The organism is Brevundimonas fluminis, assembly GCF_003934285.1.
GTDB lineage: Bacteria > Pseudomonadota > Alphaproteobacteria > Caulobacterales > Caulobacteraceae > Brevundimonas > Brevundimonas fluminis.
On record NZ_RQWJ01000003.1, the window covers coordinates 510,868 to 534,217 of the forward strand.

At 70.4% G+C, this 23,350-nt stretch carries 24 protein-coding genes; 11 read left to right on the forward strand and 13 right to left on the reverse strand.

Annotation, left to right across the window (positions count from 1 at the left end):
• Window positions 1-4 precede the first annotated feature (4 nt).
• From EFJ44_RS07485 to EFJ44_RS07500, 4 genes are all read left to right on the forward strand, one after another.
• Complete coding sequence (locus EFJ44_RS07485; protein ID WP_125256564.1) at window positions 5-1,330, forward strand: cytochrome b; 1,326 nt, start codon at window positions 5-7, stop codon at window positions 1,328-1,330.
• A gap of 17 nt (window positions 1,331-1,347) precedes the next feature.
• A complete protein-coding gene (locus tag EFJ44_RS07490) occupies window positions 1,348-2,202 on the forward strand; it encodes a cytochrome c1 (protein WP_241209711.1) in 855 nt (284 codons plus the stop codon).
• A 123-nt stretch (window positions 2,203-2,325) separates the two neighbouring features.
• Window positions 2,326-2,904, forward strand: coding sequence for a DUF1579 domain-containing protein (locus tag EFJ44_RS07495; protein WP_125256566.1), 579 nt, complete (start codon window positions 2,326-2,328; stop codon window positions 2,902-2,904).
• A 70-nt stretch (window positions 2,905-2,974) separates the two neighbouring features.
• Complete coding sequence (locus tag EFJ44_RS07500; RefSeq protein ID WP_125256567.1) at window positions 2,975-4,636, forward strand: M28 family metallopeptidase; 1,662 nt, start codon at window positions 2,975-2,977, stop codon at window positions 4,634-4,636.
• Between the two features lie 7 nt (window positions 4,637-4,643).
• Here the strand turns inward: EFJ44_RS07500 and EFJ44_RS07505 are convergent, their stop codons facing one another.
• Window positions 4,644-5,933 carry a lytic murein transglycosylase gene (locus EFJ44_RS07505; RefSeq protein ID WP_125256568.1) on the reverse strand — a complete coding sequence of 430 codons (1,290 nt, stop codon included), beginning with the start codon at window positions 5,931-5,933 and terminating at the stop codon, window positions 4,644-4,646.
• 421 nt (window positions 5,934-6,354) lie between these two features.
• On the opposite strand from EFJ44_RS07505, the gene ykgO reads away from it, so the two are divergent.
• From ykgO to EFJ44_RS07520, 3 genes are all read left to right on the forward strand, one after another.
• The gene (gene ykgO / locus EFJ44_RS07510) at window positions 6,355-6,480 is read left to right on the forward strand and encodes a type B 50S ribosomal protein L36 (protein WP_125256569.1); all 126 of its coding nucleotides are present in this window, start codon (window positions 6,355-6,357) and stop codon (window positions 6,478-6,480) included.
• A gap of 179 nt (window positions 6,481-6,659) precedes the next feature.
• Window positions 6,660-6,935, forward strand: coding sequence for a nucleoid-associated protein GapR (gapR, locus tag EFJ44_RS07515; RefSeq protein WP_125256570.1), 276 nt, complete (start codon window positions 6,660-6,662; stop codon window positions 6,933-6,935).
• A gap of 38 nt (window positions 6,936-6,973) precedes the next feature.
• Window positions 6,974-7,294, forward strand: coding sequence for a hypothetical protein (locus EFJ44_RS07520; RefSeq protein ID WP_420897386.1), 321 nt, complete (start codon window positions 6,974-6,976; stop codon window positions 7,292-7,294).
• A 173-nt stretch (window positions 7,295-7,467) separates the two neighbouring features.
• Here EFJ44_RS07520 and EFJ44_RS07525 read toward each other — a convergent pair whose 3' ends face one another.
• Both EFJ44_RS07525 and EFJ44_RS07530 read right to left on the reverse strand, forming a co-directional pair.
• Complete coding sequence (locus tag EFJ44_RS07525; protein WP_125256571.1) at window positions 7,468-8,931, reverse strand: sigma-54-dependent transcriptional regulator; 1,464 nt, start codon at window positions 8,929-8,931, stop codon at window positions 7,468-7,470.
• A gap of 100 nt (window positions 8,932-9,031) precedes the next feature.
• Window positions 9,032-9,499, reverse strand: a complete 468-nt coding sequence (locus EFJ44_RS07530; RefSeq protein ID WP_164511880.1) for a DUF1203 domain-containing protein — start codon at window positions 9,497-9,499, stop codon at window positions 9,032-9,034.
• A 95-nt stretch (window positions 9,500-9,594) separates the two neighbouring features.
• Here EFJ44_RS07530 and EFJ44_RS07535 point away from each other — a divergent pair, with 95 nt between their 5' ends.
• A complete protein-coding gene (locus EFJ44_RS07535; RefSeq protein ID WP_125256573.1) occupies window positions 9,595-11,391 on the forward strand; it encodes a M3 family oligoendopeptidase in 1,797 nt (598 codons plus the stop codon).
• Here the strand turns inward: EFJ44_RS07535 and EFJ44_RS07540 are convergent.
• Genes EFJ44_RS07540 through EFJ44_RS07550 form a run of 3 tightly spaced genes read right to left on the reverse strand, consistent with a single transcriptional unit; the run spans window position 11,388 to window position 14,841 of the window.
• Window positions 11,388-12,398: an adenosine deaminase gene (locus tag EFJ44_RS07540; protein ID WP_125256574.1), complete on the reverse strand. Its 1,011-nt coding sequence runs from the start codon at window positions 12,396-12,398 to the stop codon at window positions 11,388-11,390. The two genes, EFJ44_RS07535 and EFJ44_RS07540, sit on opposite strands and share 4 nt — an antisense overlap.
• Window positions 12,399-12,421: 23 nt before the next feature.
• The gene (gene argS, locus EFJ44_RS07545; RefSeq protein ID WP_125256575.1) at window positions 12,422-14,182 is read right to left on the reverse strand and encodes an arginine--tRNA ligase; all 1,761 of its coding nucleotides are present in this window, start codon (window positions 14,180-14,182) and stop codon (window positions 12,422-12,424) included.
• On the reverse strand, window positions 14,179-14,841 hold the full coding sequence (locus EFJ44_RS07550) for a Tat pathway signal sequence domain protein (protein ID WP_125256576.1): 663 nt from the start codon (window positions 14,839-14,841) through the stop codon (window positions 14,179-14,181). Before EFJ44_RS07550 ends, argS begins: the two co-directional genes overlap by 4 nt.
• A gap of 141 nt (window positions 14,842-14,982) precedes the next feature.
• Between EFJ44_RS07550 and ispH the strand changes: the two genes are divergently transcribed.
• A complete protein-coding gene (ispH, locus tag EFJ44_RS07555; protein WP_125256577.1) occupies window positions 14,983-15,954 on the forward strand; it encodes a 4-hydroxy-3-methylbut-2-enyl diphosphate reductase in 972 nt (323 codons plus the stop codon).
• A 3-nt stretch (window positions 15,955-15,957) separates the two neighbouring features.
• Here the strand turns inward: ispH and EFJ44_RS07560 are convergent, their stop codons facing one another.
• From EFJ44_RS07560 to tipF, 3 genes are all read right to left on the reverse strand, one after another.
• Window positions 15,958-16,533 (reverse strand): DUF3035 domain-containing protein, encoded by a 576-nt coding sequence (locus EFJ44_RS07560; RefSeq protein ID WP_125256578.1) that lies wholly within the window; start codon window positions 16,531-16,533, stop codon window positions 15,958-15,960.
• Window positions 16,534-16,596: 63 nt separating this feature from the next.
• Complete coding sequence (lspA, locus tag EFJ44_RS07565; RefSeq protein WP_125256579.1) at window positions 16,597-17,130, reverse strand: signal peptidase II; 534 nt, start codon at window positions 17,128-17,130, stop codon at window positions 16,597-16,599.
• 32 nt (window positions 17,131-17,162) lie between these two features.
• Window positions 17,163-18,437: a flagella assembly cyclic-di-GMP phosphodiesterase TipF gene (gene tipF, locus EFJ44_RS07570; protein ID WP_125256580.1), complete on the reverse strand. Its 1,275-nt coding sequence runs from the start codon at window positions 18,435-18,437 to the stop codon at window positions 17,163-17,165.
• 103 nt (window positions 18,438-18,540) lie between these two features.
• On the opposite strand from tipF, the gene EFJ44_RS07575 reads away from it, so the two are divergent.
• On the forward strand, window positions 18,541-19,311 hold the full coding sequence (locus tag EFJ44_RS07575; RefSeq protein ID WP_125256581.1) for an SDR family NAD(P)-dependent oxidoreductase: 771 nt from the start codon (window positions 18,541-18,543) through the stop codon (window positions 19,309-19,311).
• Window positions 19,301-20,224 (forward strand): lysophospholipid acyltransferase family protein, encoded by a 924-nt coding sequence (locus EFJ44_RS07580; protein WP_125256582.1) that lies wholly within the window; start codon window positions 19,301-19,303, stop codon window positions 20,222-20,224. The genes EFJ44_RS07575 and EFJ44_RS07580 overlap by 11 nt, the downstream gene beginning before the upstream one ends.
• Here EFJ44_RS07580 and EFJ44_RS07585 read toward each other — a convergent pair.
• From EFJ44_RS07585 to xseA, 4 genes are all read right to left on the reverse strand, one after another.
• Complete coding sequence (locus EFJ44_RS07585; protein WP_125256583.1) at window positions 20,197-20,718, reverse strand: response regulator; 522 nt, start codon at window positions 20,716-20,718, stop codon at window positions 20,197-20,199. The two genes, EFJ44_RS07580 and EFJ44_RS07585, sit on opposite strands and share 28 nt — an antisense overlap.
• A 121-nt stretch (window positions 20,719-20,839) precedes the next feature.
• Window positions 20,840-21,661 (reverse strand): M23 family metallopeptidase, encoded by an 822-nt coding sequence (locus EFJ44_RS07590; protein WP_125256584.1) that lies wholly within the window; start codon window positions 21,659-21,661, stop codon window positions 20,840-20,842.
• Complete coding sequence (locus EFJ44_RS07595; RefSeq protein ID WP_125256585.1) at window positions 21,661-21,852, reverse strand: DUF2093 domain-containing protein; 192 nt, start codon at window positions 21,850-21,852, stop codon at window positions 21,661-21,663. Before EFJ44_RS07595 ends, EFJ44_RS07590 begins: the two co-directional genes overlap by 1 nt.
• A 37-nt stretch (window positions 21,853-21,889) precedes the next feature.
• Window positions 21,890-23,341, reverse strand: coding sequence for an exodeoxyribonuclease VII large subunit (gene xseA, locus EFJ44_RS07600; protein ID WP_125256586.1), 1,452 nt, complete (start codon window positions 23,339-23,341; stop codon window positions 21,890-21,892).
• Between the last annotated feature and the right edge of the window lie 9 nt (window positions 23,342-23,350).

Genomic DNA, 23,350 nt, shown 5'->3' on the forward strand with positions numbered 1-23,350 from the left:
AGACATGAGCGATCACGAATCCACCTACGTCCCCAAGACCGGAATCGAGCGCTGGCTCGACTCCCGTCTGCCCATCGTCCGCTTCGGCGCCGACTACATGTCGCTGCCCACGCCGCGGAACCTGAACTACTGGTGGACCTTCGGGGCCATCCTGATGGTCTGCCTGATCACGCAGATCGTCACCGGCGTCGTTCTGGCGATGCACTACACGCCCAACGTCGCCATGGCCTTCGACTCGGTCGAGCGCATCATGCGCGACGTGCCGGGCGGCTGGCTGATCCGCTACGTCCACGCCAACGGCGCGTCGATGTTCTTCATCGCCGTCTACATCCACATGCTGCGCGGCCTCTACTACGGCTCGTACAAGGCCCCGCGCGAGATCATCTGGATCCTGGGCTGCCTGATCTTCTTCCTGATGATCGCCACCGCCTTCCTCGGCTACGTCCTGCCGTGGGGCCAGATGTCCTTCTGGGGCGCGGAGGTGATCACCAACCTGATCGGCGCCATCCCGATGGTCGGCGAGCCGATCCTGATCTGGCTGCGCGGCGGCCCGGCGATCGACAACGCCACGCTGAACCGCTTCTTCTCGCTGCACTACCTGCTGCCGTTCGTGATCCTGGGCGTCGTGGTGCTGCACCTGTGGGCCCTGCACACGGCCGGCCAGAACAATCCCGTCGGCGTCCTGATCCCCAAGGAGCGGACCGCCAAGGACACCCTGCCGTTCCACCCGTACTACACGGTGAAGGACGGGGTCGCGATCATCCTGTTCATGATGATGTTCGCCTTCTTCGTCTTCTTCATGCCCAACGCCCTGGGCCACGCCGACAACTACATCCCGGCCAACCCCCTGCAGACGCCGGCCCACATCGTGCCCGAATGGTACATGCTGCCCTTCTACGCGATCCTGCGCGCCATCCCGGACAAGTTCGGCGGCGTGGTTGCCATGTTCGCGGCCATCGGCATCCTGTTCGTCCTGCCTTGGCTGGACACGTCGAAGGTGCGGTCGATGCGCTACCGCCCGACGATGAAGATCTTCTTCGTGATCTTCGTGCTGGTCGGCATGGGCCTGGGCTGGTGCGGCGCCCAGCTGCCGGACGCGCCCGTCGTGCCGGGCATGGCCAGCTTCGTCCTCCTCGACGGCGAACTGAACAGCTACCTGTGGCTGACCCGCCTGTTCACCGCCTACTACTTCGCCTTCTTCCTGTTCATCATGCCGATCGTCGGCCTGCGTGAGACGCCCCTGCCGGTTCCGGCCTCGGTGTCCGAGCCGGTCCTGTCGGGCGGCGCGACGCCGGCGGCCGCCGTGGCCCAGGCCGAGAAGAAGGGCTGACCCCGATGGATCGTCCGATGAACCTGTTCAAGACCGTCGCCGCCGTGCTGATCGCGGCCGTGGCGATCACCGCGACCCCGGCGATGGCCGCCGGCGGCGGCGCCAAGCACCCGCGTTCGGGGGGCTTCTCGTTCGAAGGGCCGTTCGGCCGTTTCGATCAGGGCCAGCTGCAGCGCGGCTACAAGGTCTACCGCGAGGTCTGCGCCTCTTGTCACGGCATGAACCTGCTGTCGTTCCGCACCCTGGGCGAGCGCGGCGGGCCCTTCTGGGATCCCCACGCGGAGAACGCCGCGGCGAACCGCTATGTCCGCGCGCTCGCCGCCGAGGTGCAGGTCGCCGACATCGACACCGAGACGGGCGAGGCCATCATGCGTCCGGCCACGCCGGCCGACCGCTTCCCGAATCCGTATCCGAACGCCACCGCCGGCGCCGCGGCCAACGGCGGCGCCTTCCCGCCGGACCTGTCGGTCATGGCCAAGGCGCGTCACGACGGGGCCAACTACATCTACTCCCTGCTGACCGGCTACGTGCCGGCCCCGGCGGGTCTGCAGATCAATCCGGGCCAGTACTACAACCCCTACATGGCCGGCGACATGACCCCGTTCTGGACCGGCGATCCCTCGCACGTCCCGCCGGGCGGCTTCATCGCCATGCCGCCGCCGCTGGCGGACGGCCAGGTGACCTATGACGACGGCACGGCCCAGACGGTTGACCAGTATTCGAAGGACGTGGCCGCCTTCATCGCCTGGGCCTCGGAACCCCATCAGGTCCAGCGCAAACAGGCCGGCGTGGGCGTGATGATCTTCCTGCTGCTGTTCCTCGGCCTGACCTACGCCAGCTACCGCCGCATCTGGAAGGGCGTCGCCCACTGAGGCGACGGCCGGCCCGACGGCTGAACCATCAACCCGCCGCGGCCCCGGCCCGGCGGGTTTTTCGTGGCTTGCCTGCCCCGCGGAAAAGTGCTTTATGACGCAAAGCAAATGAGGGAGGGCATCATGCTCCGCACCGTTCTCGCGTCCGCCGTCGTCGCTTGCGCCGCCACCGCTTCCGCCGCCCAAGCCCAGGTTCCCATGCCGTCGCCGAACGGTTCCGAGGCCCAGCGCGCCGCCATCTCCCGCCTGGACATGCTGGATGGCGAATGGCGCGGCACGGCCGTGATCACCGGGCCGCAGGGGCGGCAGGAGCTGACCCAGACCGAGCGGGTCGGCTCGCATCTCGGCGGCTCAATCAAGGTGATCGAGGGCCGCGGCTACGACGCCGGGGGGAACACGCAGTTCAACGCCATGGCGACGATCTCGTATGACGAGCGCGCCGGCCGCTACGGCTTCCGCAGCTACGCCCAGGGCTTCTCGGGCGACTACCCGTTCGAAGCGACCGAGGATGGCTTCCGATGGTCGACGCCCGCCGGCCCGAACGCCCGCATCGAGTACGTCGCCACCGTGAAGGACGGCGTCTGGCACGAAGTCGGCGACTACGTGGCCGAAGGCCAGCCGCCCCGGCGCTACATCGAGATGCGGCTGACGCGCATCGGGGACAGCGACTGGCCGTCGGCCGGGGCGGTTCCGCCGCGCTGAGCGGCTCACTCGACTCCCCGGGGATCGGCCCCTAACGTCCGCCTCTCTTCGCGTTCTCAAGAGGGTTCCCATGCGTCTCAAGCTCCTGACCGCCGCCGCCTGTGCCCTGGCCCTGTCGGCCTGCGCATCCATGGACGCGGGGGGAGGGGGCGCCGCTCCGGACTTCGACGCGCAGCGTCTTTCCGATCATGTGAAGGCCCTGTCGGACGACGCTTTCGAAGGACGGGGCATCGCCACGCCGGCCGAGGACAAGGTCGTCGACTATCTGTCGCGCGAGTTCGCGGCCGCCGGCTTCCAGCCGGGCGGCGAGAACGGGGGCTGGACCCAGGCCGTCACCCTGAACCGCTTCACCGTCTCCAACGCCCGCGCCCAGTTCGAGCACGGCGGCGAGGCCATTCCTCTCACGCAGGGCGAGCAGATCGTCATCTCCACCCGCCTGCCCGCCGCGCGCCAGAACCTGGCCGATCTGCCGCTGGTCTTCGTCGGCTACGGCACCACGGCGCCGGAGCGCCAGTGGGACGACTTCAAGGACGTCGACGTGCGCGGCAAGGTCATCGTCGTGCTGGTCAACGACGCCGACTACGAGCAGCCGGAACTGAACACCTTCAACGGCCGGGCCATGACCTACTACGGCCGGTGGACCTACAAGTACGACGAGGCGGCTCGCCGCGGCGCCGCGGGGGTCCTGGTGGTGCACGAGACGGCCCCCGCCAGCTACGGCTGGGCAACCGTCAGGAACAGCTGGACCACGCCCCAGTTCGACATCGTCCGCCAGAATGCGGCCGCCGAGCGCGTGCCTCTGGAAGGCTGGATTCAGCGCGACGTCGCGGTCGACCTGTTCCGCCGCGCCGGTCTGGACTTCGAGGCCCAGAAGGTCGCCGCCCGCAGCCGCGACTTCCGCCCGGTCGACCTCTCCGGCGTGACGATCGACGCCGCCTACGACGTCTCCTCGACCACGATCACGACCCGCAACGTCATCGCTCGCCTGCCCGGCACGACCCATCCGGACGAGACCATCCTCTACACCGGCCACTGGGATCACATCGGCATGGGCGAGCCGGACGCCGAGGGCGACCGCATCTTCAACGGCGCGGTGGACAACGCCTCGGGCATCGCCGGCCTGCTGGAGCTGGCCCGCGTCTGGGGCGCCGGCCCGCGCCCGGAACGCTCCATCGTCATGATCGCCTTCACCGCAGAGGAGTCCGGCCTGCTGGGCTCCGAGTTCTATGCCGCCAACCCGATCTATCCGCTGGAAACGACGGTGGCCGGGTTCAACCTGGACGCCATGAACGTCTACGGACGCCTGTCGGGCCTCGGCGTCACCGGGCACGGCCAGTCGGCCGACATGGACGGCCGCCTTGAAGCCGCGGCCTCGGCGCAGGGCCGCGTCATCGTCCCGGATGCCAACAACGCCGCCGGCACCTACTTCCGTTCGGATCACTTCCCGCTGGCCAAACGGGGCGTCCCCATGGCCTATCCCAAGGGCTCGGGCGAGTTTCTGGACGAGCCGATCGCCGAGCGCGTCGCCGCCCGCGACGAATACGGCGCCCGCCGCTATCACCAGGCCCAGGACGAGTGGCTGCCGGTGATGGACTTCCGCGGCGCCGTGCAGGATCTGGAAGCCGTCTACGCCGTCGGCCGGGACCTGGCGTTCTCGCGCGACTGGCCCCGGTGGTCGCCGACCTCGGAGTTCGGACCGGTGCGGGACCGCAGCGCCGCGGCCCGCCGCTAGGCCGCCTTCAGCGGCCCTGCGCCAGGGCGATCAGCTCGTCCGCCAAGGCCGCCGTCAGGTGACCGTCGGGTAGGCGGCCGTTGGCCGACTGCCAGCGCCTCAGGGCCGCGCGTGTGTTGGCCCCCACGACGCCGTCGATGCCTTGGGTGTCGTAGCCCAGCGCGGTCAGCGCCCGCTGCGCGCCGATCCGCTGGTCGCGGCTGATCGGCGCCTCTTCCGGCCAGGGCGTGACCAGCCCGGGCCGGCCCGCCACCCCGTCCGCCGTCAGGCCGATGGCCAGGGCGTAGGAGACGGAGTTGTTGTAGGCGCGGATGACGTAGTGGTTGGGCAGGGCCAGGAAGGCCGGTCCGCGCGCGCCCTGCGGCAGCAGGACGGCCCCGACCTCGGCCGCCTCGGCCTCCGTCGGACGGCCGCCGCCGGCCAGACGCACGCCCTGCGCCTCCCAGAAGCTCCACGGCCGCTTGTCGCCCTCGGCCAGCCCGTAGTCGAAGCCGGGCGGCAGGATGACCTCATAGCCCCAGCTCTGCCCGCGCTTCCAGCCGGCGCGCGACAGCAGGTTGGCGGCCGAGGCGAGGGCGTCGGCGTCCGAGCCCCAGATGTCCACCAGACCGTCGCCCGTCTGGTCCACGCCCAGCCGCAGGAAATTGTCGGGCATGAACTGGGTCTGGCCCATCGCCCCGGCCCAGCTGCCCTTCAGGCCCGACCGTGCGCGGCGGCCGTCGACCACGATGTCCAGCGCGTTCTTCAGCTGGGCCTCGGCCCAGTCGCGGCGCCGGCCGTCATAGGCCAGCGTCGCCAGCGAGCGAATCACGTCGTAGTCGCCCTGCACCGCGCCGAAGGCGCTCTCCTGCGCCCAGATGGCCAGCAGGATCTCGGTCGGCACGCCATAGCGCTGCACCACCTCCCACGGCACACGGTCGGCGCGCTGCTTGGCCTGGGCGATTCGCGCGGGCGTCACCGCGTTCTGGACGTAGGCGCCGGCCGGCCGACTGAACTCCGGCTGGTTCCGGTCCAGCCGCACCACGGACGGATCGGGCGTCAGGCCGGCCAGTTCGCGGGCGTACTCCGCGCGGCGCGCGCCGCCGTGGCGGTTCAGGAAGCCTTCCTTCCAGCCGTCGAAACCGGCCTGATCCACGGCCGGCTCGGCCGGTCGTTGCGGCTCCGGCTGCGGCGTCGGCGGCACCGGCTGCGGCCGCGCGGGTTCCGGCGGCAGGGTCACCGGCATGGGCGGCGTTTCGACCATCGGCGCACAGGCGGCGACGGTGAGGACCAGCAGGAGTTTCGACGTCAGGCGCATGGCACGGGGGAGGGCGGGGCTACGAAGCGATTCTGGGGACATCATTCGGATCTTAAGCGAAGCGGACGAACAGTCCGTTGCACGAACGGGGCCAAAGCGTGACCGGCGTGTCGTGGGCGCCGCACCGCGCGCCGGGCGAACTCTCCACGCCGGTTTCCCCGAACGCCGTCGTTAACTCTCAATTCCGTTGCGGGACGTCCGGCGGCGGGCGTAGCCCTCGGTCCGCTCTGAAGCGGCCTGGTGGCGGAGGGGCCACGCGTCGGACCCGCAAGTCCGAAGACCCTCCGTTTGACCCGGAGGCCAGGCCTCCAGAACGCCCACCCGGTTGACGTTTCCGCGCGTCGCCTCTATACGCCCCGTTCCCGCCGCGAGCCCCCGTGCCCGCGGCCATTTCATTTCGCTTTTCTGAGGCCCGAAGACCATGAAGGTCCGCAGCTCGATCAAGTCGCTCAAGACCCGCCACCGCGACTGCAAGGTCGTGCGCCGCAAGGGCAAGGTCTTCGTGATCAACAAGACCGACCCGCGCTTCAAGGCCAAGCAGGGCTGAGGCGACGCGCCTCCGTCCGGAGGCGAAAAAGCATCCACAGGCCGCGGGCGTTCGTCCGCGGCCTTTTGCTTGCCCGCGGTTGAGCGCGCTGCGGGCCCTCATTAAGCCTGATCCACCGAGCTCATCGCGCTCAGGCAGCGAGCGACCGCGTCGCGAGCGTCAGCGCCCAAGGAAGACCAATGCCCGACGACGCCGCCTTCGATTCCTCGCCCGACGTCCTGACCTCGACCGCCCAGGGCCGCCTGCGCACCATCGTGGAGCGTCTGGAGCGCCTCGAAGAGGACAAGGCCGCCATCGCGGGCGACATGAAGGAGGTCTTCGCCGAGGCCAAGGGCGAGGGCTACGACGTCAAGACCCTGCGCAAGGTTCTGCGCATCCGCAAGCAGGACAAGGCCAAGCGCCAGGAGGAGGAGGCCATCCTGGACCTCTATCTCTCGGCGCTGGGCGAGATCTGACGCTGAAGCGGACGGGCGAGCTCAAACGCTCCGGCGGGCTGACTCGCAAGCCCCCGTCCGCGAAAACGCCTCGCGCGTCAAAGGCCCCGCCGTCGCCCTTCGAGGCCCAGCGCGAGGCGACGAAGCGCGCCGCCCTCAGCGCCCTGAAACGCGCGAAACGCGCAGCCGACAAGGCCGGCGTGACGCTCTCTGAATGGGAAGGCGAGTTCCTCCAATCGGTCGGCGAGCGCGTGAAGACCCACGGCCGCGCCTTCGCCGACCCTGAGAAGGGCGCGCCCGGTCAGGCGCTGTCGGCCATGCAAGGGCGCAAGCTGAAGGAGATCGCGAAGAAGGCGAAGGGGGAGAAGAAGCGCGACTGACGTTTTCCCTCCCCCTTCAGGGGAGGGATGTCGGCGCGAAGCGACGACAGGGTGGGAGGGATGCGGCGCGACAGGCTGAGGCTTTGGAGGGCCGCTCACCCGGTCCCTCCCACCCGTCTGGCGCTCCGCGCCAGCCACCCTCCCCTTGAAGGGGAGGGAGACGCCTCAGACCCTCACCCCGCCTCCTTGATCTGCTCCTCCAGCCCCTGCTCGCGGACCTTGCGGTACAGCGTCGACCGCCCGATCCCCAGGCGCCGCGCGATCTCCGACATGTGGCCGGCATAGACCTCGATGGCGTGCTGGATCAGATCCCGCTCGATCTCCTCGAGCGTCCGCAGATGGCCGCGCTCGTCCAGGATGCGGATCGGCACCTCCGGCGCCGGCGGCATCTCGACGCCGACGTGATCCGCGGTGGGCAGAGGCCCGGCGGCCGGCCGGGGCGCGCTCTCCAGCACCGGCATGGCCACCCCGGAGATCGCCGGGAAGTCGTGCGGCTGGAGATACGGCGCGTCGGCCAGGATGATGGCGCGGTACACCGCGTTCTCCAGCTGGCGCACGTTGCCGGGCCAGTCGAAGGCGGTCAGCAGGGCCAGGGTCTCGGGCGCGCAGCCCATCACCCGCTTGCCCTCCTCAACGTTGAATCGACCCACGAAATGATCCACCAGCGCCGGAATGTCCTCGCGCCGTTCGCGCAGGGCCGGGGCCTCGATCGGGAAGACGTTCAGGCGATAGAACAGGTCCTCGCGGAACGCTCCGGCCTTCACCTGTTCGGCCAGATCGCGGTTGGTGGCCGAGACGATGCGCACGTCGATCTTCACAGGGCGCTTGGATCCCACCGGATCGATCTCGCCCTCCTGCAGCGCGCGCAGCAGCTTCACCTGCATGTCCAGCGGCAGCTCGCCGATCTCGTCCAGGAACAGGGTGCCGCCGTCGGCCTCCTTGAACTTGCCAAGGTGCTTGTCGGTGGCGCCGGTGAAGCTGCCCTTCTCATGGCCGAACAGGATCGACTCCACCAGATTGGCGGGCAGGGCGCCGCAGTTCACCGCCACGAAGGGCTTGCCGCCGCGTTCGCTGGCGCCGTGCAGGGCGCGGGCGATGACCTCCTTGCCGACGCCGCTCTCTCCGGTGATCAGAACCGGGATGCCGGACTTCGCCGCGCGCGATCCCATGGCCTTCACCTGACGCATGGCCGGGCTCTGGCCGACCAGATCGTCGAAGGTCGTGCGGTTGGCCGCCTGCTTCTTCAGCCGCCCGACCTCGGCCGTCAGCTGGGTCAGCTGCAGGGCGTTGCGCACGCCGACCATGAGGCGCTCGGGGGACACCGGCTTGACGAAGAAATCCTGGGCCCCGGCCTGCATGGCCTTGACCACGGTCTCGATGCCGCCGTTGGCCGTCAGCACGATGACCGGCGCCGACACGCCCGCCGCGCGCAACTCGGCCAGACATTCCAGCCCGGTCATGCCCGGCATCACCATGTCCAGCAGGATCAGGTCCGCGCCGCCGCCGGCGGTCATCCGGTCGATCGCCTGACCGCCCGTCTCGGCCTGGGCTGTGCCCAGCCCCTCGCGCTCCAGCACCGCCTGGATCAGGCGTCGCTGGGTGGGGTCGTCGTCCACCACCAGAACCGTCTTGGCCATCGTCTTCAGCCCCGCATCGCCGCCCGAAAGCGACCCATTTCGGGACGGTTTTACGGGAGGGCCCGTGAAGATCGGGTTGGGCGGCGTGGTGAGCGGAGGGTTAATCCGGCCGGGCCTCTGCCAGAAAGCACCCGCGACGCGCGGTGTGAATCTGCACCCGCGACGCCGCTTCGTCGGCGAACGCGCGATCCAGCCAGTTCGCAAGATCGCGCCCGTCCAGAACCTCGGCGCCGATCATCAGAGCGTCGGCGTCGAAGGCGCGCACCGACAGCAGGCGTCGGGCCAGCATGTCGGGAACCTCTGCGGTCGGGGCCGCCTCCCGCGCCGCCTCGCGCACGAACACCGGTCCGCCCTGCCTGTACGGCGAGCCGGGAGCGTCGAGGTGCACGTGATTGACCAGGATCAGCCGCTCGCCCGGAGTGGCGTCCTTCAGCGACACCCGGCACGGGGCGGCATGGGGCGCGTCGGCCGTCATGCGGCGTGCGCCGAGCGCGTCGAGCTCGACGTCCGTCAGGTCGAACATGGCCCGGAAAAGGGTCAGGGGCAGGGCGTGGATCGTCCAGGTCATGGGAGGAAGGTCGTGCGGGCGGCGCAACCTGTCTGGCGGCATTCGGACCCGGCGTCGCCTTGCTCCGGCGGGAGCGCCACCCCATACCTGACCCCATGAACGCGCCCTTCAAGAGCCCCGACGCCGAAGCCCCCCTGTGGGACCTGTCCGACCTCTACGCCTCGCGCGACGACGCCCGGATCGCCGCCGACCTGGACGCCGCGCGCGCGGGCGTGGCCGAGCTGGGGGCGCTGGAGGGGCAACTGATCGCCGCCCGCGAGCATCCGGCCGAGCTGGGCGCCCGACTGGATCGCGCCGTGACCCTGTACGAGCAGGCCTCGGACGCGCTCGGCGGGGTCGCCGCTTACGCCTTCCTCGCCGCCTCCACCGCCCGCGACGACGCGGCGGCGCAGGGGTTCGAGGCCGACGTGCGGGAGAAGATCACCGCCGTCGCCACGCCGACCGTCTGGCTCACGCTGGAGATCAACCGGCTCGAGGAGGCCGAGATCGAGGCGGCTCTGGCGGCGCATCCCGCCGCCGCGCGTTGGCGGCCCTGGCTGCGCCGGGTGCGGGCGCAGAAGCCGCACGAGCTGTCGCCCGAGCTCGAGACCTTCCTGGCCGAGCGCATGCCGATCTCGGCGCAGTGGCCCCGTCTGTTCGACGAGACCCTGGCGGCGCTGAAGGTGAGGGCCGGCAAGGACGGCCTGACCCTCGCCGAAACCCTGAACCGCCTTTCGGACCCCAAGCCCGCGCGCCGCAAGGCCGCGGCCGAAGGGCTGACCGAGGCCCTGCGCGGCGAGTCCCGCGTGCTGGCCATGGTGCTGAACACGGTCGCCGCCGAGCACGCGCTGGAAGCCCGCAAGCGCGGCTTCGCGCGGCCCGCCGACGGTCGGCACCTCGCCAATGAGGTCGACGGCGAGGCGGTGGACGCCATGGCGGACGCGGTGGCGCAGGCGTATCCGAGCCTGTCCCATCGCTATTACGCCCTGAAGGCGCGCGTTCTCGGCAAGCCGACGCTGGATCACTGGGACCGCAACGCGCCGCTGGACACGAAAGCGCCGCGCGCCTTCGACTGGGGGCGGGGACGCGAGGTGGTGCTGGACAGCTTCGCGGCGCTCGGACCCGAGTTCGCCGACCGGGCGCGAGGCTTCTTCGACAGGCCCTGGATCGACGCGCGGGCGCGGCCGGGCAAGCAGTCGGGCGCCTATGCCCACCCGGTGACCGCCAATCGCCACCCCTACGTATTCCTGAACTGGATGGGGGAGCGTCGCGACGTGCTGACGCTGGCGCATGAGCTGGGGCACGGCGTGCACCAGACCCTGGCGGCCGATCAGGGGACGCTGCTGGCCGACACGCCGCTGACGCTGGCGGAGACGGCGTCCATCTTCGCCGAGGGGCTGACGTTCGACCGGCTGCTGGCCGAGGCCGCGCCGGCGGAGCGGCGCGGGCTGCTGGCCGGCAAGATCGAGGACGGGCTGAACACGGTGGTGCGTCAGATCGCCTTCCACCGGTTCGAGACGCGGTTCCACGAGGAGCGGGCGGGCGGCGAGCTGTCGGTCGAGCGGATCGGCCGGATCTGGCTGGAGGAGATGGGCGCCTCGCTGGGGCCGGCGGTGACGCTGAACGAGGGCTATGACGTCTGGTGGGCCTATGTGTCCCACTTCGTCCACTCGCCCTTCTACGTCTACGCCTACGCGTTCGGAGACCTGCTGACGGCGGCGCTGATGGAGACGCGCCGAACCGATCCTGAGGGGTTCACGCCGCTGTACCGCGACCTGCTGGCCGCCGGCGGGACGAAGACCTACGTCGAGGCGCTCAGGCCCTTCGGCCTCAATCCGCGCGACCCGGCCTTCTGGCTGATCGGCACGAAGCGGCTGGAACGGCTGATCGACGAGTTCGAAGCGCTGGTCTAGGTGCGGGCGTAGGCGTCGACCTCGGAGATCCGCGCAGCCTTCTCGCCGTCGCTCAGGAACGACCCCTCGAAGCTGTTGCGGGCCAGCTGGGTCAGCTGCTCACGCGTCAGCCCGACCGCCTCGGCCAGCCGCACGTAGTTGTCGTTCACATAGCCGCCGAAATAGGCCGGATCGTCCGAGTTCAGCGTGACGTGCAGCCCCCGCCGCAGCATCTCGGGCACGGGGTGGTACTTCAGGTCCTTCACCACGCACAGCTTCAGGTTCGACAGCGGGCAGACCGTCAGGGTCATTCGTTCGTCGGCGAGGCGTTCGATCAGGCGCTCGTCCTCCATCGACCGGTTGCCGTGGTCCATGCGGTCGATGTGCAGCAGGTCCAGCGCCTCCTGCACATATTCCGGCGGGCCTTCCTCGCCGGCGTGAGCCACGCGTTTCAGACCCATCTCTCCGGCCCGCTCGAACACGCGCCGGAACTTCGACGGCGGATGCCCGACTTCCGACGAGTCCAGGCCCACGCCGACGATGCGGTCAAGCCAGGGCTCGGCGGCGCGCAGGGTGTCGAACGCCGCGTCCTCATCCAGATGGCGCAGGAAGCAGAGGATCAGCCTGGACGTGACGCCGAGCTCGGCTTCCGCCGCCTTCATCCCCGACAGAAGGCCGTCCGCGGCGACGCCGAAGGGCAGGCCGCGGTCGGTATGCGTCTGGGGGTCGAAGAAGATCTCGGCGTGCCGGACGCCGTCCGCCGCCGCGCGCCGGAAATAGGCGACGGCCAGGTCGTGGAAGTCAGCCTCGGTCCTCAGAACGTCGGCCCCGGCGTAGTAGATGTCGAGGAAGTCCTGCAGGTTCGAGAAGTCGTAGGCCGCGCGCACCGCCTCGACGCTGTCGAACGGAATGGCCACGCGGTTGCGCCGCGCGAACTCGAACATCTGCTCCGGCTCCAGCGAGCCCTCTATGTGCAGGTGCAGCTCGGCCTTGGGCAGGCCCGCGACGTAGGCGGCGAGATCGGTCATGGCGTCCTCCGAAGCGGAGGAGACTACATCCGCTCCGGCACGTCGATGCCCAGAAGGTCCAGCGCCGTCTCCAACTGCCTAAGCGCCGCAGCGGACAGGGCCAGGCGCGAACCGCGCGTGGCTTCGTGGCCCGGGGCCAGCACGGGGCAGGCGGCGTAGAATTTCGAGAAGCTCTGCGCCAAGCGATAGGCATGCTCCGCCACCACGTGCGGGGCGCGTTTGGCGTAGGCGTCGTCCACCGCCTGTTCGAAGGCGTCCAGCGTCAGGGCGAGGTCGCGCTCGGCCGGCTCGGCGACGGCGATGGGGCCCGGCGCCGCGCCCTGATCGGCGGCCTTGCGCAGCAGGGATTTGATGCGGACGGCCTGGTACAGAAGGTAGGGCCCGGTCTTGCCCTCGAAGCTGGTGAAGCGGTCCAGATCGAAGACGTAGCTGGTGGTGCGCGCGTTCGACAGGTCGGCGAACTTCAGGGCAGCGACCGCCACCTTGTGGGCGATGGCCTCGAACTCCTCGGCCGAGGCGTCCTCGCCGAGATGGGCTTCGCGCAGGCGCTCGCGCGCCTTGTCGGTCGCCATGGTGATCAGGTCGTGCAGCTTCAGCACCCCGCCCGCGCGGGTCTTGAAGGGCTTGCCGTCCGGGCCGTTCATCGTGCCGTTGGCGGCGTGTTCCAGCTGGCCGGGCACGGCGTAGCCCGCCTTGTAGGCGGCGCGGAACACCTGTTCGAAATGGTCGCCCTGACGCGCGTCGACGCAGTACAGGACCAGGTCGAAGTCCTGCTCGCGGCGGCGTTGCAGGATGGTGGCCAGATCGGTGGTCCCGTACATGGCCGAGCCCTCGGACGAGACCAGCAGCAGGGGCGCCAGCTCGCGCTTCTCGCCCTCTTCGGTCACGCGGATGATCCAGGCGCCCTGGTCGAACTCCGCCAGTCCGCGCGCCTTCAGGTCGGCGACCATGTCGGGGATCAGGGGGTCGGCGTCGCTCTCGCCGTTCCACAGGTCGAACGTCACGCCCAGGGCCGAGAACTCGCGTTCCAGCGCCGTCCGGCTGACGGCCACGAAGTGCGCCCATAGAGCGCGATAGCCAGTATGGCCGGCCTGCAAGGCGGCCGTCGCCTTGCGGGCGCGGTCGCGGAACTCCGGCTCTTCCTTCGCGCGGGCGGCGGCGGCGGGATACAGCCGTTCCAGATCCTCCAGCGTCACCGGGCTTTCGGAGGGATGGGGACCGGCCTCGGCCAGATAGGCGTCTGCGCGGCCCTCCTCGGTCAGGGCGGTGATCAGCAGCCCCATCTGGAAGCCCCAGTCGCCGAAGTGGGCGTCGCCCCAGACGGTGTCGCCCCGGAAGCGGAAAAGGCGCTTCAAGCTCTCGCCGATGATCGAGCTGCGCAGATGGCCGACGTGCATCGGCTTGGCGACGTTCGGCCCGGCGAAGTCGATGACCACGCGACGCGGCCCGGCCACCGCTTCGGCGCCGGCGCGCTCGGCGTCGCCCGCCACCTCGGCGGCCCGCGCGGCCAAGGCGGCGTCGGCCACCTTCAGGTTGATGAATCCCGGCCCTGCGACCTCGACGGCCGCCAGCCGCGCGTCGCCCTCCAGCCGCGCGGCCACGCGGCCCGCCAGCTCGCGCGGATTGGCCTTGGTGATCTTCGCCAGGGCCAGGGCGGCGTTGGACTGGAAGTCGGCCAGGTCGGGCCGGTCCGACGCGGTCACGCGCACGGTCGACGCGTCCACGCCTTCGGCGGCGAAGGCGGCCGCGACCGCTTCGCCCAGGTCGGTTCTCAGAGCGCTCATCTGCGGACGCAGGTGCCCGGATCGGTCCCGACGGCGTCGACGCAGAAGCGGCTGCCGTTGCGGTTGAACTCGGCCTGCTCCGGCGTCACGTCGAAGCCGATCAGGACTTCGAAGTTCTCGCCCGACGTCGTCGCCTCCGCGCGAGGAATGACGATCCGCTGCTGCTCGTGGGCGTCCATGCGGTCGGACCCCTGGGTGAAGGCGACCGGCAGGTCGAAGTATTCCTTGTGCAGGACGGCGCGGTCGCGGGCCGTCACGGCCACCCAGTAGCGGTAGGTCCGGCCCTCGCCCTGCGCCGCGGGCCCCTTGCCCAGCCGGAACAGCATGTCGATGTCGATCGTGATCGGGTCGTCGTTGCGATAGGTGCAATCCGAGTTCACGCCCTCGATCTCGCCCGTGTACCCGACGCTGGCCGCGCGGGCCTGGCCGTCGGTCAGCTCCACATAGCGGGCGGCGTCGTACAGGATCCGCACGGTGGGGCAGGGCCCGGCGTTGGCGCGGCGCGACAGGGGGGCGATGCGGGGTTGGCGCGCGCGCTGGTTGGCTTCCTGACCGTCGGCGGTCTGACCCCGCCCGGGTTGGGACTGGGCCGAGGCGACGGTCGGCACGGCCGCGGCGGCCAGGCCGGCGACGAGAAGAAGCGGAAGGACGCGACGCATGTTCAGATATCCGGCTGGGAGCGGGGCGCGGGCTTGCGGCCCCGCCCGGTAAGACGCTTACCGCTGATAGCGGCTAAACGGAGGCGCGGCAAACCCGCCGGGGAGGTGGCGCGGGGGGGCTCGAACCTCTAGATGTGCGCCATGCCCCCCACGCCCGCCGTCGTCGACGACACGCGCCGCCCGATGACCGTGCGGCTGGCCGCGCCGCGCGGTTTCTGTGCGGGCGTGGACCGGGCCATCCAGATCGTCGAGCGCGCGCTGGAGAAGTACGGGGCGCCGGTCTACGTCCGCCACGAGATCGTGCACAACAAGCACGTCGTCGACCGGCTGAAGGCCATGGGCGCCGTCTTCGTCAAGGAACTGGACGACTGCCCCGACGACCGGCCGGTGGTCTTCTCGGCCCACGGGGTGCCCAAGTCCGTGCCGGCCACGGCCCGCTCGCGGGAGATGCTCTTCCTGGACGCCACCTGTCCGCTGGTGTCCAAGGTCCACGTCGAGGCGGAGCGCCACCACGCGGCGGGGCGTCACATCCTTCTGATCGGACACGCCGGCCATCCGGAGGTCATCGGCACCATGGGGCAGCTGCCGCCCGGCGCCATCACCCTGATCGAAACCGTCGGGGATGCCGAGACCTTCGTACGACCCGTCCACGCGCCCCTGGCCTACGCCACCCAGACGACCCTGTCGGTCGACGACACGGCGGAGATCCTCGCCGCGCTGAAGCGGCGCTTCCCGGAGCTGCCGGACCCGCACAAGGAAGACATCTGCTACGCCACGACGAACCGGCAGGAGGCGGTGAAGCGTCTCGGCGCGGTGAGCGATCTGGTGTTGGTGGTTGGCTCGAAGAACTCGTCCAACTCGGTCCGGCTGGTCGAGGTGGCGCAGCGGGCGGGGGCCGTGGCGGCGCATCTCGTGGACGACGCCGCGCAGATCGACTGGGCGTGGTTCGAGGGCGTCCGCTCGCTCGGCGTCACCGCGGGCGCCTCCGCCCCGGAAAGCCTGGTTCAGGGCGTGATCGACGCCGTCTGCGCGCGTTTCGACGCCGAGGTCAGCGAGGACGACGGCCTGCGCGAGACCGTCACCTTCAAGCTCCCCCGGGTTCTGACGGCCTGAGCCTTACAGGCCCGGCAGCTTGAAACCGCCGCCGGCGCGGCGCGGCGTGATGACGATGGCGTTCTGGCCGCCCGTCAGCTGCTGCATCCGCTCGTACTCGGTGGTGGCGTCGATGGTGACGGCGCCCTGGCTGGTGGTGATCTGGGTGGCGCCCTGGGTGGCGGCGTCGTCACGGCGCCAGAACATGACGCGGTCGGCCCAGCTGGTCTCCTTGTGGGCCAGGTCGCCGAACTCGTCGTCGACCATGTAGCGGACGCGGCTGTCCACGGCCTCGGTGCCCGCCCCGACGCGAGCGGCGAGGGCCTGCTCACCCTCGGACCGGACCACGGCGCCGCGCTCGGTCGCCAGGATGCGGCGGGCCTCGACCTCGGGCGTCACGTCCTGCGGGCGCGGCTGGCCCGGCTGCGGCGGACGCAGACCGTATTCCGGCGGCAGGCTGAGCGGCGCCGTCGACACGGTCAGGAACTCGTCCGGCGTGACCCGGGTCATGCCCAGCGACTGGCGAACGTTTCCGCAGGCGCCCAGCGAGAGGGCGGTGGCGGCGACGAGGCCGAAGGCGGCGTACTTGCGGATCGACATGGGTCTCAACTCACGACGGCGGGCCGGGCGCACGACTGCGCATCGGACTTCAAGAGCGGGTGATTACGACTTTTCGGGGGCTGCGCCAACCTGAGCCGGTCGGCGGCGGTCGCTGAGGAAACCGTCGACGAACAGCAGGATGACGCCGACGGTGATCGCCGCGTCGGCGACGTTGAAGACCCAGGGGAACACGCCCGTGCCCGAGAAGTCCAGGAAGTCCACGACGTAGCCGTACTGGAAGCGGTCGATCGCGTTGCCGATCGCCCCGCCGATCACGAGCCCGATCGCGGTGATCAGGATCCGGCGGTCGGTCCGCGTCGCCCACCAGACCAGGAAGCCGGACACGAGCACCGAGAAGACCGTCAGCGCCCAGCGCGCCTCGCCGCCGCCGAACAGGCCGAAGCTGACGCCGGTGTTGCGGACCATGGTGATCTGGAAGATGCCCGGAATGATCTCGGCGAAGCGGTGTCCGCTGGGGATCATCGACACGTCGGACACGTCGGCGGATCCCAGCACCCAGGCCTTGGTGGCCTGATCCAGCAGGATGATGAGGAGGGCGAAGCCGTAGGCCGCCCAGGCGATGCGGGGGATCTTCATGCGGCGCGGTTAGCAGGCGGCGACGGTCAAGGCTAGCCGACGCGGCGCCGCCGCGTCTCCGCCGTGCGCAGGGTGGAGCGCAGGAATTCGGCGGGCGGATCCGTCTCGGCCAGCACGTCTTCCTTTATGGCGCGCGGCTCGCCGAACAGGTGGCCCTGTCCGATGCCGACGTCCAGCTCCAGAACGTCGACGATCTGGCGCTCGCTTTCGCATTTCTCGGCGATCACCTCGATGCCGTAGCGCCGGGTCAGCCCGGCGAAGTCCGCGGCGCGGATGTCGGGCAGCGAGGGCAGGGGCGCCGCGCCGTCCAGGTCCAGCAGCTGCTCGATCAGAAGATCGGCCGCCACCTTCACGAACCGCACGTCCGACCGCTGCAGGTCGGCGAAGTCCAGATCCAGCGTCTGCACCTTGTCGATGGAGAAGCGGAAGCCGAGGTCGGCCAGCTTGGCCATGTTGCGCGCCTCGACCGCGCCGCGGGCGTCGAAATTGGCCTGCCCCAGCTCGAAGATCAGGGCCTGGTTCAGGTCGCGGTTCTGGCTCAGGAACTCGAGGAACTGCGGGAAGAAGGTCTCGTCGCCCAGAGACGACAGCGCGACGTTGCAGAACACCCCGACCTTGCGGTCCTGTCGCGCCAGGCGCCGCACGATCTGGGCGCAGCGGAACAGCAACAGGTTGTCGATGGCCGGCACCAGTCCCTCGCCCTCGGCGATCGACAGATACTCGGCCGGCATCATCACCCGGTCGGTCGAATCGCGCAGGCGGGTGAAGCTTTCGTAGAAGACCGTCCGACGCTGCGGCAGGCTGACCACCGGCTGCAGATACAGGTCGACGCGGTTCTCCGTCAGGGCGTCGTGCACGGTGCGCAGCAGGGCGTCCGCGGCGCGGCGATGACGGTCCTCGAACGGGCTGGCGGGCGGGCGGGCGTCGGCCAGGCGCTGATCCACGCTCTCGCTCATCTGCTGGATCAGCGTCTCCAGCATGCGGACTTCCCCGGTCAGCTCCTCGGCCCGGGACAGCGGGCCGCTCTCGATGGCCTGGGCCAGGTCCGACAGGGCGCCCTGGGTCTGCTCCATCGCGTCGGCCAACAGGCGATGCGCCTCGCGCACCTGACCGATCTCGGCCGACAGCGCCCGCGCGCGCGCCGCCGAGGCGACGGCCACGTGGACGGCGGCCAGCACCCCCAGCGTCCCCAGGGCCCCGGCCACGCCGGCCCCGACGCCCAGACCGCCCCGCCACAGCAGGGCGCCCACGGTCATGCCGAGGAACAGATAGCCGAAGAACAGGAAGCCCGTGGTGACCGCGCGCATCGGGACAGATGACCCTTTCCGGGTGGAATCGCCCGAGTATCCGGCTATTGCGTCGGAACGGCCAGAGACGGGCCGCAGAAACTTGGGAATGAAGGGGCCGCCGATGGAATTGTTCGACCTCACCGGCAAGACGGCCGTGATCACCGGCTCCTCGCGCGGCATCGGCAGGGCGATCGCCGAGCGGCTGGCCGAGCACGGCGCCAACGTCGTCATCTCGTCGCGCAAGCCCGGGCCCTGCGACGATGTGGCGGCCGAGATCAACGCCCGCTTCGGCGCCGGCCGCGCCGTCGCCGTCCCTGCCAACATAGCCTCGAAGGAGGACCTGCAGCGGCTGGTGGACCGGACCCGCGCCGCCTTCGGCCGGATCGACGTCCTGGTCTGCAACGCCGCGTCGAACCCCTATGCCGGGCCGATGGCGGGCATCTCGGACGAGCAGTTCGACAAGATCCTTCAGAACAACGTCGTCTCCAACCACTGGCTGATCCAGATGGTCGCGCCGGAGATGCTGGAGCGGAAGGACGGGTCGATCATCATCGTCTCGTCCATCGGCGGCCTGCGCGGCAACGCCCTGATCGGCGCCTACAACGTCTCCAAGGCCGCCGACATGCAGCTCGCGCGCAACCTGGCGGTCGAGTGGGGGCCTTCGAACGTGCGCGTGAACTGCATCGCGCCCGGCCTGATCAAGACCGACTTCGCCCGCTATCTCTGGGAGAATCCGGAGATCCTGAAGGTCGCGACCGATCCGGCCCCGCTGCGCCGCATCGGCATGCCGGACGAGATCGCGGGCGCCGCCGTCTATCTGGCCTCGCCGGCCTCCACCTACATGACCGGCCAGACCCTGGTCGTGGACGGCGGCATCACCATTGCCTGGTGAGAAGACCAGTCTCGCTCAGGATCTGGCCTGGCGGCTGGAGGCGGTCGCCTTCGCGGGCCTGACGACCCTGCTGCGGGCTCTGGGGGTCGAGCGGGCCTCGGACTTCGGCGGCTGGCTGCTCCGGACCCTCGGGCCGAAGACGGGCACCCACCGCACGGTGATCCGCAACCTGCGCATCGCCTTCCCCGAGATGAACTCCGCCGACCGCGAAAGGCTGGCGCTGGAAAGCTGGGAACGCACCGGCCGCACCTTCGCCGAAACGACCCTGCTGGACCGGATCACGATGGAGTCCGGACGCCTTGAGATCGTCGGGCTGGACCGGCTGCACGCCATCCGCGACTCGGGTCGTCCGGTGGTGTTCGTCTCGGGCCATCTGGCCTGCTTCGAGACCATGCCCGCCGCCATCCTCGCGGCCGGGGTGCCGTGCCAGATCACCTATCGCGCCATCAACAATCCCTACGTCGACGCCCAGGTCAGGGCCGCCCGCGCCCGCTACGGCGTGAAGCTGTTCGCGCCCAAGGGCGGAGACGGCGCGCGCGAGCTGCTGGCCGGGCTGGAGCGCGGCGAGTCCGTGGCCCTGATGAACGATCAGAAGTTCAACGAAGGCCCGGAGGTGACCTTCTTCGGCCAGCCGGTGAACGCCGCGCCCGGCCCTTCACGGCTGGCCCTGCGCTTCGGCACGGTGCTGCAGCCGATGAGCGTGGTCCGTCTGCCCGGCGTGCGCTTCCGGGTCACCGCCCACGAACCGATCGTGCTGGAGAAGACCGGCGACCGCCCGGCCGACGTCGCCCGCGGGGTCCAGGCCGTCACCACCTTCGTCGAGGAGCGCGTGCGAGAGGTCCCGGAGGACTGGTTCTGGGTCCACAAGCGGTGGCCCGACAAGGTCTATGCCGCGCTGTCGCCCGAGGCCTGAGCCCGTTCCGCATCGGTCGCCCGGCGATAGGGGCCCTTGAAGCCGCGCGCGTCGGTCCGGCGTCGGTCCGGCCCGAAGTATCCTTCGGTCTTCACGAACGGGCGGGGCTTGAAGATCACCGCGTTCAGGCGGTCGAAGATGGCCTTGGCCGTGATCGGCTTGACCACGAACTCGGTCACGCCGGCGTCGCGCGCTTCGGTGACCCGGCTCTTCTCGGAGTGCCCGGTCATCATGATGATCGGGAGATAGGGGTTCGGGCTGTCCGCGCTGTTGCGGACCAGCCGGGTGAACTCCACCCCGTCCAGCGGGAACATGTTGAAGTCGACGATGGCGACGTCGAAGGCCTGCTCCTTCAGCGCGTCCAGCCCGGCGCCGCCGTCGCCGACTTCGCGGATCTTGCGGACGCCGGCGGACTGCAGGATCGCCGAGGTGATGGCGCGCATGTGCTGGTTGTCGTCCACCAGCAGGACTTGAAGGGCGTTCAGGGCCGACATGGATCAGGAATCGCATCGCCGTCTGAGCACGGCCGGACCATCAGATTACAGAGCGGTAAGGACCCGGTAAATCACGGCTGAAACAATTCTTCATCGTCGGCATAGGCGCAGGTGATGGAGCTCAGGCGCGCACCAGCAGCGACGGATCCAGGTTCCGGTCTCGCCATTTCAGGCGCCAGCAGAGATGCGGTCCGGTGGCCCGCCCGCTCGACCCGACGCGTCCGATCACGTCGCCCCGCGCCACGCGGTCTCCCTTGCTCACGTGGAGGCGCGACTGATGCAGACAGGCGCCGATCAGCCCCTGTCCGTGGTCGATCAGCGTCAGTCCGCCCTCGAAATGCAGGTCCCGATCGGCGAGGGTGACGGTCCCGGCCGCGGGCGCCCGGATCGGCGTGCCGGCTTCGGCGCCGAGATCGATGCCGTAGTGGGGCCTGGCCGGCGTGCCGTTCAGGATGCGCTGGGCGCCCCAGCCGCTGGTCACCCGCACGGTCTCCAGCGGCCAGCGAAAACCGTCGCGGAAGTCGTCTCCGTCGACCCGGCTGGCGAAGCCCTCGGCCTTCAGGGCGACCTCCCGCTGGATCCGCTCGAGCAGCGCCGGATCGGCGGGCTCGACCGTCGAAGGGGGCAGGCCGTCGATCCGGCTTGTGGGAAAGCTTCCCCGCGCGATCTCCAGCACCCGGCGCGTCTCGGACCGGCCTTCCCGGACGATGATCTCCGCGGTTCCCGCCGCGTCCCGGTCGAAGCCGACGAAGAACCAGCCCGACGCCGAGGCCTGGGTCAGCGCCTCGCCGTCGACGTAGACCATGGCCCGGGGCGTCGTGCGCCCGATGGCGTGGCCGCCCTGCTGGAATCGGCCGGTCAGATCCAGCGGGACCTCGGCCCGTGCCGCCGCCGCGACGGCCAGCCCTCCGACGCCCGCCAGCAGCGCGCGCCGGCGCATCATCACCGGGGCCCGCCCAGGGCCTGAGCCGCCTCGGCGGGGCCGGCATAGGCCTCCTGGCGCTGCACCGACCAGTAACGCAGCCCCTCCAGCGGGATCGGCTTGCCGCTCACGGCGCAACGGACGAACCGCCCCGGCTTCACCACGGCGAAATCGCCGTCGCCATAGGACACGCGGGCTTCCTGATCGCTCATGCCGGCAGGTTAGGGGCGGGCGGCCGGGCGCTCAAGATCAGAACAGCGCCCCCTGTTCGGGAGGCGGCGTCTTCGGCCTGACGGCCGCCTTCGCGGGGCGCGGCTCGCCGCCGTCGATGGTCGCCCCGGCCGATCCGTCCGGCATGACCAGGCGCACCGCCCGTCCGGGGATCAGCGCGGCCGCGCTGGTCAGCCAGACGCCGTCCTCCGCCTCCACGCGGGCGAACCCGGGTTTCGGTTTCGCGGGATCGAGGGTCGCGAGCGCGCGCGCCAGCGCCGTCAGCCGCTCCCCGCGCCGCTCGAGCTGCAGCGGAAACGCCGCCAGCCGCCCCGTCGCCGCGTCCAGCCGCGCGCGCCGCCGTTCGATGGCCCGCTCCAGCAGATGCGGCCCCAGCCGCGCCCCGACCCCCGCGGCGCGGCGCTCGTGGACGCTGCGGTTACGCTCCAGCCCCGCGCCCAGCCGCAGCGACGCCTGATCCAGCCGCTGTCGGGGCAGGGCCAGCAGGTCGTCGGCCCGCGCCGGCAGGCCCCGCGCCGCCGCCCGCAGGCGCGTGCGCCGGTCCTCGACCAGCCGTCCCGCCGCCCGCGCCGAGCGCGCCGACAGGTCCGCGACCCAGCCGATCAGGTCGGCCAGCACCGGCGTGACCATTTCCGCCGCGCCGGTCGGCGTCGGCGCGCGCCGGTCGGACACGAAGTCGATCAGCGTCGTGTCCGTCTCGTGCCCGACGGCCGAAACGATCGGAATCCGCGCTTCCGCCACGGTCCGGGCGAGCGCCTCGTCGTTGAACGGCCACAGGTCCTCCACCGATCCCCCGCCGCGCGCCACGATCACCAGATCCGGCCGGGGGATCTCCCCGCCGGGCTGGAGCGCGTCGAAGCCGCGGATGGCCGTCGCCACCTGCGCCGCCGCCGCGTCCCCCTGCACCACCACGGGCCAGACCATGACCCGGCATGGCCACCGCTCGGCGATGCGGTGCAGAACGTCGCGGATCACCGCGCCGGTCGGGCTGGTGATCACGCCGATGACGGCCGGATGCGCGGGCAGGGGCTTCTTGCGCGCCGCTTCGAACAGGCCTTCGTCCCGCAGCTTCGCCTTCAGCGCCTCCAGCCGCGCCAGCAGGGCGCCCGCCCCGGCCGCCTCCATCGTCTCGATGACGATCTGATAGCTGGATCGCGCCGGATAGCTGGTGATCTTGCCCGTGACGATGACTTCCAGCCCCGTCTCCGGCTGGATGCCGAGTCCGCGCACGGACCCTTTCCAGATGACCCCGTCGATGCAGGCCTTGTCGTCCTTCAGCGTCAGATAGACGTGGCCCGAGGCGTGGCGGTTCACTTTCGAAACCTCGCCGCGCAGGCGGACGTGGCCGAACCGGTCTTCCAGCGTCCGCTTCAGCGCGAACGACAGTTCCGAGATCGACAGCGGCGGATTGTTGTCCCGCGGCGGCGGCGCCTCGGCGGGGCCTTCGAAGACATAGGAGTCGTCGGTCATGATCTGATC

Excerpts from the sequence above, each read along its gene's own strand:
- lspA (WP_125256579.1), bottom strand. The coding sequence starts at position 17,130 with ATGAAGATCCCCCGCATCGCCTGGGCGGCCTACGGCTTCGCCCTCCTC.
- EFJ44_RS07585 (WP_125256583.1), bottom strand. The coding sequence starts at position 20,718 with ATGTCGGCCCTGAACGCCCTTCAAGTCCTGCTGGTGGACGACAACCAG.
- EFJ44_RS07550 (WP_125256576.1), bottom strand. The coding sequence starts at position 14,841 with ATGCGTCGCGTCCTTCCGCTTCTTCTCGTCGCCGGCCTGGCCGCCGCG.
- tipF (WP_125256580.1), bottom strand. The coding sequence starts at position 18,437 with ATGCGCGCGGTCACCACGGGCTTCCTGTTCTTCGGCTATCTGTTCCTC.
- EFJ44_RS07505 (WP_125256568.1), bottom strand. The coding sequence starts at position 5,933 with ATGCGCCTGACGTCGAAACTCCTGCTGGTCCTCACCGTCGCCGCCTGT.
- EFJ44_RS07500 (WP_125256567.1), top strand. The coding sequence starts at position 2,975 with ATGCGTCTCAAGCTCCTGACCGCCGCCGCCTGTGCCCTGGCCCTGTCG.
- argS (WP_125256575.1), bottom strand. The coding sequence starts at position 14,182 with ATGAGCGCTCTGAGAACCGACCTGGGCGAAGCGGTCGCGGCCGCCTTC.
- ykgO (WP_125256569.1), top strand. The coding sequence starts at position 6,355 with ATGAAGGTCCGCAGCTCGATCAAGTCGCTCAAGACCCGCCACCGCGAC.
- ispH (WP_125256577.1), top strand. The coding sequence starts at position 14,983 with ATGCCCCCCACGCCCGCCGTCGTCGACGACACGCGCCGCCCGATGACC.
- EFJ44_RS07560 (WP_125256578.1), bottom strand. The coding sequence starts at position 16,533 with ATGTCGATCCGCAAGTACGCCGCCTTCGGCCTCGTCGCCGCCACCGCC.
- EFJ44_RS07575 (WP_125256581.1), top strand. The coding sequence starts at position 18,541 with ATGGAATTGTTCGACCTCACCGGCAAGACGGCCGTGATCACCGGCTCC.
- EFJ44_RS07530 (WP_164511880.1), bottom strand. The coding sequence starts at position 9,499 with ATGACCTGGACGATCCACGCCCTGCCCCTGACCCTTTTCCGGGCCATG.
- EFJ44_RS07595 (WP_125256585.1), bottom strand. The coding sequence starts at position 21,852 with ATGAGCGATCAGGAAGCCCGCGTGTCCTATGGCGACGGCGATTTCGCC.
- gapR (WP_125256570.1), top strand. The coding sequence starts at position 6,660 with ATGCCCGACGACGCCGCCTTCGATTCCTCGCCCGACGTCCTGACCTCG.
- EFJ44_RS07490 (WP_241209711.1), top strand. The coding sequence starts at position 1,348 with ATGAACCTGTTCAAGACCGTCGCCGCCGTGCTGATCGCGGCCGTGGCG.
- EFJ44_RS07590 (WP_125256584.1), bottom strand. The coding sequence starts at position 21,661 with ATGATGCGCCGGCGCGCGCTGCTGGCGGGCGTCGGAGGGCTGGCCGTC.
- EFJ44_RS07525 (WP_125256571.1), bottom strand. The coding sequence starts at position 8,931 with ATGGCCAAGACGGTTCTGGTGGTGGACGACGACCCCACCCAGCGACGC.
- xseA (WP_125256586.1), bottom strand. The coding sequence starts at position 23,341 with ATGACCGACGACTCCTATGTCTTCGAAGGCCCCGCCGAGGCGCCGCCG.
- EFJ44_RS07485 (WP_125256564.1), top strand. The coding sequence starts at position 5 with ATGAGCGATCACGAATCCACCTACGTCCCCAAGACCGGAATCGAGCGC.
- EFJ44_RS07495 (WP_125256566.1), top strand. The coding sequence starts at position 2,326 with ATGCTCCGCACCGTTCTCGCGTCCGCCGTCGTCGCTTGCGCCGCCACC.
- EFJ44_RS07535 (WP_125256573.1), top strand. The coding sequence starts at position 9,595 with ATGAACGCGCCCTTCAAGAGCCCCGACGCCGAAGCCCCCCTGTGGGAC.
- EFJ44_RS07540 (WP_125256574.1), bottom strand. The coding sequence starts at position 12,398 with ATGACCGATCTCGCCGCCTACGTCGCGGGCCTGCCCAAGGCCGAGCTG.